This is a genomic window from Bradyrhizobium sp. (assembly GCF_035273305.1).
In the GTDB taxonomy this organism is placed as follows: Bacteria; Pseudomonadota; Alphaproteobacteria; order Rhizobiales; family Xanthobacteraceae; genus Bradyrhizobium.
Map to the genome: position 1 here is coordinate 1 of NZ_DATEPI010000145.1, position 6,794 is coordinate 6,794.

The 6,794-nt window shown below is 62.8% G+C and carries 8 protein-coding genes; all 8 read right to left on the reverse strand.

The window, feature by feature from the left end; genetic code table 11:
• A partial coding sequence (locus tag VJV58_RS09755) for a sodium/proton-translocating pyrophosphatase (protein ID WP_324137133.1) occupies positions 1–405 on the reverse strand: 405 nt, incomplete at its 3' end.
• A gap of 201 nt (positions 406–606) precedes the next feature.
• Positions 607–1,608, reverse strand: a complete 1,002-nt coding sequence (gene thiL / locus VJV58_RS09760) for a thiamine-phosphate kinase (protein ID WP_324137134.1) — start codon at positions 1,606–1,608, stop codon at positions 607–609.
• 1 nt (position 1,609) lies between these two features.
• Positions 1,610–2,137, reverse strand: coding sequence for a transcription antitermination factor NusB (nusB, locus tag VJV58_RS09765; RefSeq protein ID WP_324137135.1), 528 nt, complete (start codon positions 2,135–2,137; stop codon positions 1,610–1,612).
• 6 nt (positions 2,138–2,143) lie between these two features.
• Positions 2,144–2,635 carry a 6,7-dimethyl-8-ribityllumazine synthase gene (ribH, locus tag VJV58_RS09770; RefSeq protein WP_324137136.1) on the reverse strand — a complete coding sequence of 164 codons (492 nt, stop codon included), beginning with the start codon at positions 2,633–2,635 and terminating at the stop codon, positions 2,144–2,146.
• A gap of 71 nt (positions 2,636–2,706) precedes the next feature.
• Positions 2,707–3,315, reverse strand: coding sequence for a riboflavin synthase (locus VJV58_RS09775; protein ID WP_324137137.1), 609 nt, complete (start codon positions 3,313–3,315; stop codon positions 2,707–2,709).
• Complete coding sequence (ribD, locus tag VJV58_RS09780) at positions 3,316–4,467, reverse strand: bifunctional diaminohydroxyphosphoribosylaminopyrimidine deaminase/5-amino-6-(5-phosphoribosylamino)uracil reductase RibD (protein ID WP_324137139.1); 1,152 nt, start codon at positions 4,465–4,467, stop codon at positions 3,316–3,318.
• Positions 4,464–4,946: a transcriptional regulator NrdR gene (gene nrdR, locus VJV58_RS09785; protein ID WP_213741056.1), complete on the reverse strand. Its 483-nt coding sequence runs from the start codon at positions 4,944–4,946 to the stop codon at positions 4,464–4,466. The genes ribD and nrdR overlap by 4 nt, the downstream gene beginning before the upstream one ends.
• A 12-nt stretch (positions 4,947–4,958) precedes the next feature.
• Positions 4,959–6,269: a serine hydroxymethyltransferase gene (gene glyA, locus VJV58_RS09790; RefSeq protein ID WP_324137140.1), complete on the reverse strand. Its 1,311-nt coding sequence runs from the start codon at positions 6,267–6,269 to the stop codon at positions 4,959–4,961.
• Positions 6,270–6,794 lie beyond the last annotated feature (525 nt).

Genomic DNA, 6,794 nt, shown 5'->3' on the forward strand with positions numbered 1-6,794 from the left:
TGCGAGGCCGGCGACCAGAAGCCCGGTGATCGCACCAGCCTTGAACGCCAGTTCAAGACCGCCTGCAAGCGAGGTCGTAGCCGCCTGCGCGGTGCGGACGTTCGCGCGTACCGAGACGTTCATGCCGATGAACCCCGCCGCCCCGGACAGCACCGCGCCAATCAGGAAGCCGACCGCGACGAGTGCGCCCAGGAAGTAGGCGAGCAGCGCGAAAATTACGATGCCGACCAGCCCGATCGTCATGTACTGACGCTTGAGATACGCTTGCGCGCCCTCGCGCACGGCCGCCGCAATTTCCTGCATCCGCGGGTTGCCGGCATCCGATTTCAAAACCGATGTCGTGGCCCAGATGGCGTAAACGATGGAAAGCGCTCCGCAGAGCACAATTGCCCATAATGCTGTCATTGAATTTTGCCTCAGATTCTGGTCTTACCCCACGCCCGTTCCGCGGATGCGGCGGGCGCATAAAAAGAAGGCCTTCCCTGCCCCGACAAGGCGGCCTTAAATCGGCGGGACCATGCCAAAATCACTTGCCGGGCGCAACGCCGCGAACGCCCCAAACAGTCGATTTGTGCAAGGTATTTGCGCGCCGCTTTCGCCATAGCTCTAGAAATGGCTGTAAGAGCGTCGTGAAAGCGACATCTCCGTTCCGTCCGCGTCCAGAAACTTTGGAGCGTGCGTCCCCGCGACAATCGTCCCGATCGAGGCCACCGCTACCCCCGCAGAACCCGCCTCGCCCGCAAACGCCTCGAACTGATTCTCCGGGATCGTGCACAAGATCTCATAATCGTCGCCGCCGGAAACGAGCGCCTCGATGCGCACCGCACCCCGCGCGAGCAGGGTTGCGACCGGCCTCGACAAGGGAATGCTGGGCAGGTCGACCACAGCGGATACGCCAGATGCAGCGCAGAGCTTGCCGAGATCGCCCGCGAGCCCGTCCGAAACATCCATAGCCGCGCCGGCATGATCGCGAACCGCTTGCGCTAGCACGTTGCGTGGTTGCGGCAGGCGGTAGCGTGCGATCAGCATTTCGCGCGCGGAGGCATCGTCGGCCATAGCGGTGGCAGCCGAGCGGCCCTTGAGAATATCCAGGCCAACCATGGCGTCGCCAATCGTTCCGGTCACCACCACGCGGTCACCAGGTTTGGCGCCGCTGCGATGGACGATCCTGCCGGCTGCAACCCGCCCGAACGCCGTGATCGAAATCATCAGCGGACCCGGGGTGGAGACCGTATCGCCTCCGAGCAGAGGACAGCCGAACCGCTCCGCATCCTCACCGAGCCCGCGGGCAAACGGCGCGAGCCACGCCTCCTCGGCGGCGCCTAGCGCCAGCGTCAGGACAAAACCCGCCGGGGTCGCGCCCTTGGAGGCGAGATCGGAAAGGTTCACCCGTAATGCCTTGCGCCCGATCGTCTCCGGCGGATCATCAGCAAGAAAATGCACGCCCTCCACCATCGCGTCGGTCGTCACGACCAGGTCCTCGCCGGTCGCCTTCAGGATGGCAGCATCGTCGAGGAGATTGAATGCTCCTAAGTCGGTCGCGAGGGGACGGAAGTAGCGCGCGATCAGCGCATCTTCACCGGATGCATCTGCACCGGGAGCAGCCACGTCAGCGGCCCGTTCTCGAAAACTCGTCGGCACGAAACTGCCGGGCGATCTGGTCGAGAACCGCGTTCACCATCCCGGTCTCCTCGGATTCGACAAAGGCATGTGCGACATCGACATATTCGGACACGACGACTCGGCCGGGCACATCCTTGCGGTGCTCGAGTTCGTACGAGCCGGCGCGCAGCACCGCCCGCAGGATGGCGTCAATCCGCTTCAGCGGCCAACCCTTTGACAAGGCTTCATCGATCAGCGGATCGAGCTTCGCCTGATCGCGCACCACACCGGAGACCACATCTCTGAAGAACGCGGCTTCCGCGGGCAAGTATTTGTCGCCTTCGACCTCGCTTCCAAGCCAATGGCTCTCGAACTCGGCGAAGATATCGTTAATGCCCGCGCCCGCGATGTCCATTTGATAGAGCGCCTGCACGGCGGCAAGCCGCGCCGCGCCGCGCCGGTTGGCCTTCCGGTCCTTCGCCTTTTCCAGGCTCCTGGCGGGCTTGTGGGGCGCTGTGTTCTTGATCTCTGCCATCTTCAATCAGATCCGCGTCAAGCGCCGGTTGATCCGGAGCATGGCAAGCGCCGCGCGGGCGGCGTCCCCGCCCTTATTGAGTTCGTGCGCTCGCGCGCGCGTCCACGCTTGGGCCTCGGTATTGACGGTGATGATGCCGTTGCCGACCGGAAACCGCCTCGCCACTGCGAGATCCATCAATGCCCGCGAGGATTCAATTGAGACGATTTCGAAATGGATGGTGTCGCCCCGTATCACGCAGCCGAGCGCAATGGCGGCATCATAGGGCTTGCCGGTACTTGCGGCGGCATCGAGCGCAATAGCGATCGCGGCGGGAATTTCCAGCGCGCCAGGGACCGTGATCACGTCATGGCTGACACCCGCGGCCTTCAACTCGGCAATCGCACCTTCCAGCAGCTCATCCTGGATGTCGTCATAGAAGCGCGCCTCGACGATCAGCGCGCGTGCGCCGGATACATCGGTTTGATCCTTCGATTCTGCGCGCCGCGCGTCTGCCATCGTACTTCCGTCGCTCTTCATCTATTCGTGCGCGTTTTAGGCGCAGCAGGGTGCAAAGCCAAGGGCCGCGCCTATTTCATTTCCGCAAGCCGCGCGGCGTAGCGGGCCATCAGGTCGACTTCGAGGTTGACCTCATCGCGCGCGCGCCAGCCGCCAAGCGTAGTGACCTTCAGGGTATGCGGGATAATCAACACCGAAAACATCAGGTCGTCGACGGCATTCACCGTCAGCGACACGCCATCGAGCGTAACCGACCCCTTTGCAGCGATGAATCGCGCCAGTTCGCGGGCGGTACGCAGTTCAAATCGCGCCATATCCGGCAGATCGTCACGTTTAATGATCGAAGCGACTCCATCGGCATGGCCCGCGACGATATGGCCGCCGAGTTCATCGCCGATTTTCAGCGCCCGCTCGAGGTTGAGTTTCGTTCCCACGGCCCAATTCTTGGCAGTGGTCATGCCGAGCGTTTCGGCGGCTGCATCGACCTCGAACCAGCTCCGGCCGTGATTGATCCCCGATGCGACCACCGTCAGGCACACACCGTTGCAGGCGATCGAAGCACCGTCCGCTATGCCGGAGCGGTCGTAATTGCATGCGATGCGCAGTCGATGCAGTTGGCCCTGTGCCGTCGGCGTCAGGCTGACGATCTCGCCAATGTCGGTGACAATGCCGGTAAACATTCAGGCGCGCTCGTAGATGGTCAAAGTATCATCTTGCAGGGCTTCGCTAGCACGCTGAATGAGAGCCGGCGACCCCGTGAGAGCAGAGAGCGGCGTTGCATCCAGCGCCGCGAGGCCATCGCCACCGATCGCCTTGCGCCCGCGCAGCAGCCAGAGTTCATCGACATCTCCTGCGGCGACAAAGGAGGACGCGACACGTGCGCCGCCTTCCACCAGAAGCCGCGTGATGCCCTTCTCCGCCAGCACGTTCAGCACGGCCCCAAGGTCGAGCCGCGAAGTTGTCGCACTGGTTCGGACCCGGATTATTTGCGCGCCTGCGGCGCCAAGTTTGGTCGCCGCCGGCGCTTCCGCTAGTGTCGAAGCCATCACCCACACCGGTGTTTCGCGCGCGGAGCGAACCAACCGGCTGGTGCCCGAGATCCGCAAGTTCCGGTCAAGCACCACCCGCACCGGTGATTCCGCCTCCATGCCCGGCAGCCGGCAGGTCAGCAGTGGATCGTCAGCCTGTACCGTGCCGATGCCGACCAGGACGGCGTCGCATTGCGCGCGCAATAAATGCACCCTCGCCTTTGCGGCTTCGCCGGTAATGGCTACTGGCTTGCGGCCGGCACCGGCAATCTTGTCATCGGAGGAAACCGCAAGTTTCAGGATGACGTGCGGTCGCTTGTCCCGGAACCGCCTGAAGTGACCGGCGTGATCGCGCGCCGCTTCTGCCGCGCCGAGTCCGATATCGACAGTGATTCCCGCAGCGCGCAAGCGTGCATGGCCTCGTCCGGCCACTTCCGGGTTCGGATCTTCGATCGCCGATACCACGCGGGTAATGCCGGCCGCGACAATGGCGTCCGCGCAGGGCGGCGTCCTGCCGAAATGCGAGCACGGCTCCAGCGTGACATAGAGCGTCGCGTCACGGGCGGCGGCGCCAGCGCGCGCGATCGCTTCCGTCTCGGCGTGAGGGCGGCCGCTGGCTTGAGTCCAGCCGCGGCCGACAATCACACCATCCTTGACGATGACCGCGCCGACAGCAGGATTAGGCCAGCTCCGCCCGAGCCCACGCCGGCCCAGCGTCAGCGCGAGCTGCATGAACCGCCGGTCGGCGACTTTGGATTCCTTTGATTTTTGCGCGAACTGGTCTTCCAGAATGCGGAAGATCATTTGCGTAACAGGGCGAGCCGCGCGTCGTCATCGCCGGAGAGTTCACCCAGCACGGCTTCAAAATCTTTGGCTTCACGGAAATTGCGATAGACCGAGGCAAAGCGGACATAGGCGACGTCGTCGAGCTGCCGCAGGTGCTCCATTACGATCTCACCAATTGCTTCCGACGAAATCTCGGCTTCGCCACCGCTTTCCAGTTCGCGCACGATCGCAGAAACCATTTTTTCGACCCGCTCCGGATCCACCGGGCGTTTGCGGAGCGAGATTTGCAACGAGCGCACCAGCTTGTCGCGATCAAACGGCACCCTTCGCCCGTTGCGCTTGATGACCGTGAGTTCGCGAAGCTGCACGCGCTCGAAGGTAGTGAAGCGGAAATTGCAGGCGATGCACACCCGCCGCCGCCGGATCACGGCCGAATCCTCGGTCGGACGCGAGTCCTTTACCTGGGTGTCGAGACTGTTGCAGCTTGGGCAACGCATCCGGTTTGGATCCTATTGATAAATCGGGAAGCGATCGGTGAGCGCCTTCACCCGTTCCTTGATGGCGGTTTCTACCAGCGGCGCCTTGCCCTCGTTCGACTGCGCAATCGCGTTCAGTACTTCGGCGATCATGCCGGCAACCTGCTTGAATTCGGCGACGCCAAAGCCGCGCGTGGTCGCCGCCGGGGTACCCAGTCGAAGTCCGGAGGTGACGAACGGCTTTTCCGGATCAAAGGGGATGCCGTTTTTGTTGCAGGTGATTGCCGCGCGCACCAAGGCCTTTTCTGAAACGTTGCCTTTCAAGCCCTTCGGCCGGAGATCGACCAGCATCAGATGGTTATCCGTGCCCCCCGAGACGATATCGAAGCCGTGCGCGCGCAGCGCCTCCGCCAGCGCTCTGGCGTTCTCGACCACGTTCCTGGCGTAGAGTTTAAAATCCGGGCGGAGCGCCTCGGCGAACGCCACTGCCTTCGCGGCGATCACATGCATCAGTGGCCCGCCTTGCAGTCCAGGGAAAATCGCCGAGTTCAGCTTCTTGGCCAACGCCTCGTCGTTGCACAGGATCAAGCCGCCGCGCGGGCCACGCAGGGATTTGTGCGTGGTGGTGGTGGTGACATGGGCATGCGGCACCGGAGACGCATGCACGCCACCGGCGACAAGCCCTGCGAAATGCGCCATGTCGACCAGCAGATAAGCGCCAATGCTGTCGGCGATCTCGCGGAAACGCTTGAAGTCCCATGGCCGCGAATAGGCCGATCCTCCGGCGATGATTAATTTGGGCTTCACCTGCTCGGCCTGACGGGCAACCGCGTCCATGTCGATGAGCTGATCCTCTCGCCGCACTGTGTAATGCGAGGCCTTGAACCATTTGCCTGACATATTGACCGGCGAGCCGTGGGTGAGATGTCCGCCGGCGGCGAGATCGAGGCCCATGAAGGTGTCACCGGGCTGCAGCAGCGCCAGAAACACGGCCTGGTTCATCTGACTGCCTGAATTGGGCTGCACGTTCGCAAAGCCGGCGCCGAACAGTTTTTTGGCGCGCTCGATCGCGAGCGATTCCACCACATCGACCCATTCGCAGCCGCCATAATAGCGGTTACCAGGGTAGCCCTCGGCATATTTGTTGGTCAGCACCGAGCCCTGTGCCTCCAGCACCGCACGGCTGACGATGTTTTCCGAGGCGATCAGCTCGATTTCATGGCGCTGGCGGCCAAGTTCGCCCCTGATCGCCGCGGCAATATCGGGGTCGGCCTGCTCAAGCCGGGCCGAGAAGAACGAGTCGGGTGCGGAAGCGGTCTTGGCGCTGCTGGCAGAAGAGCTCATCGGCGAAATATCTCCACCGCCGCAGCCTGTTAGAGACATTGCGGCCGGTCTGGTGTGGCAATCGAAAGCGGCGTTGGCGGGATACCATATTGGGGGGCGGCGGCCAAGCACTTGCGGTACGAGGCTGATATTTATGCAAGATATGGTGGGCACACGGGTTTGCGAGCCGTCTCGCCAAGGGCTTCCGATCCCGCTCGCCCGCGCATTTCTTCCTTTCCTTTCATTGTGGCGAGCGAAGCTCGCCCTTTCTTATCCCTCCCTTCTTTTATGGGGTCGAGACGAGCAAAGCTCGCTCTGGGGTGGCGCGAAGCGCCGGGTGGGGGTTGCGTCATACACACGATAGCACCCCACCCTGCACATCGTTCGCTCCGCTCACGATCTGCTCTCCCTCCCCACGAGTGGGAGGGATGAAAACCACCGATGTCGTTATGGGGCGCGGTAATTCACACCACACCTCCGCGATCTCGCCGCGCGATGCGCGCGAGTTTTGCAAGTCATGAAGCCTTCTGAACATCAGAGGGCGTG

Coding starts and splice junctions, on each gene's coding strand:
- nrdR (WP_213741056.1), bottom strand. CDS start 4,946: ATGCGTTGCCCAAGCTGCAACAGTCTCGACACCCAGGTAAAGGACTCG.
- ribH (WP_324137136.1), bottom strand. CDS start 2,635: ATGGCAGACGCGCGGCGCGCAGAATCGAAGGATCAAACCGATGTATCC.
- glyA (WP_324137140.1), bottom strand. CDS start 6,269: ATGAGCTCTTCTGCCAGCAGCGCCAAGACCGCTTCCGCACCCGACTCG.
- VJV58_RS09775 (WP_324137137.1), bottom strand. CDS start 3,315: ATGTTTACCGGCATTGTCACCGACATTGGCGAGATCGTCAGCCTGACG.
- nusB (WP_324137135.1), bottom strand. CDS start 2,137: ATGGCAGAGATCAAGAACACAGCGCCCCACAAGCCCGCCAGGAGCCTG.
- ribD (WP_324137139.1), bottom strand. CDS start 4,467: ATGATCTTCCGCATTCTGGAAGACCAGTTCGCGCAAAAATCAAAGGAA.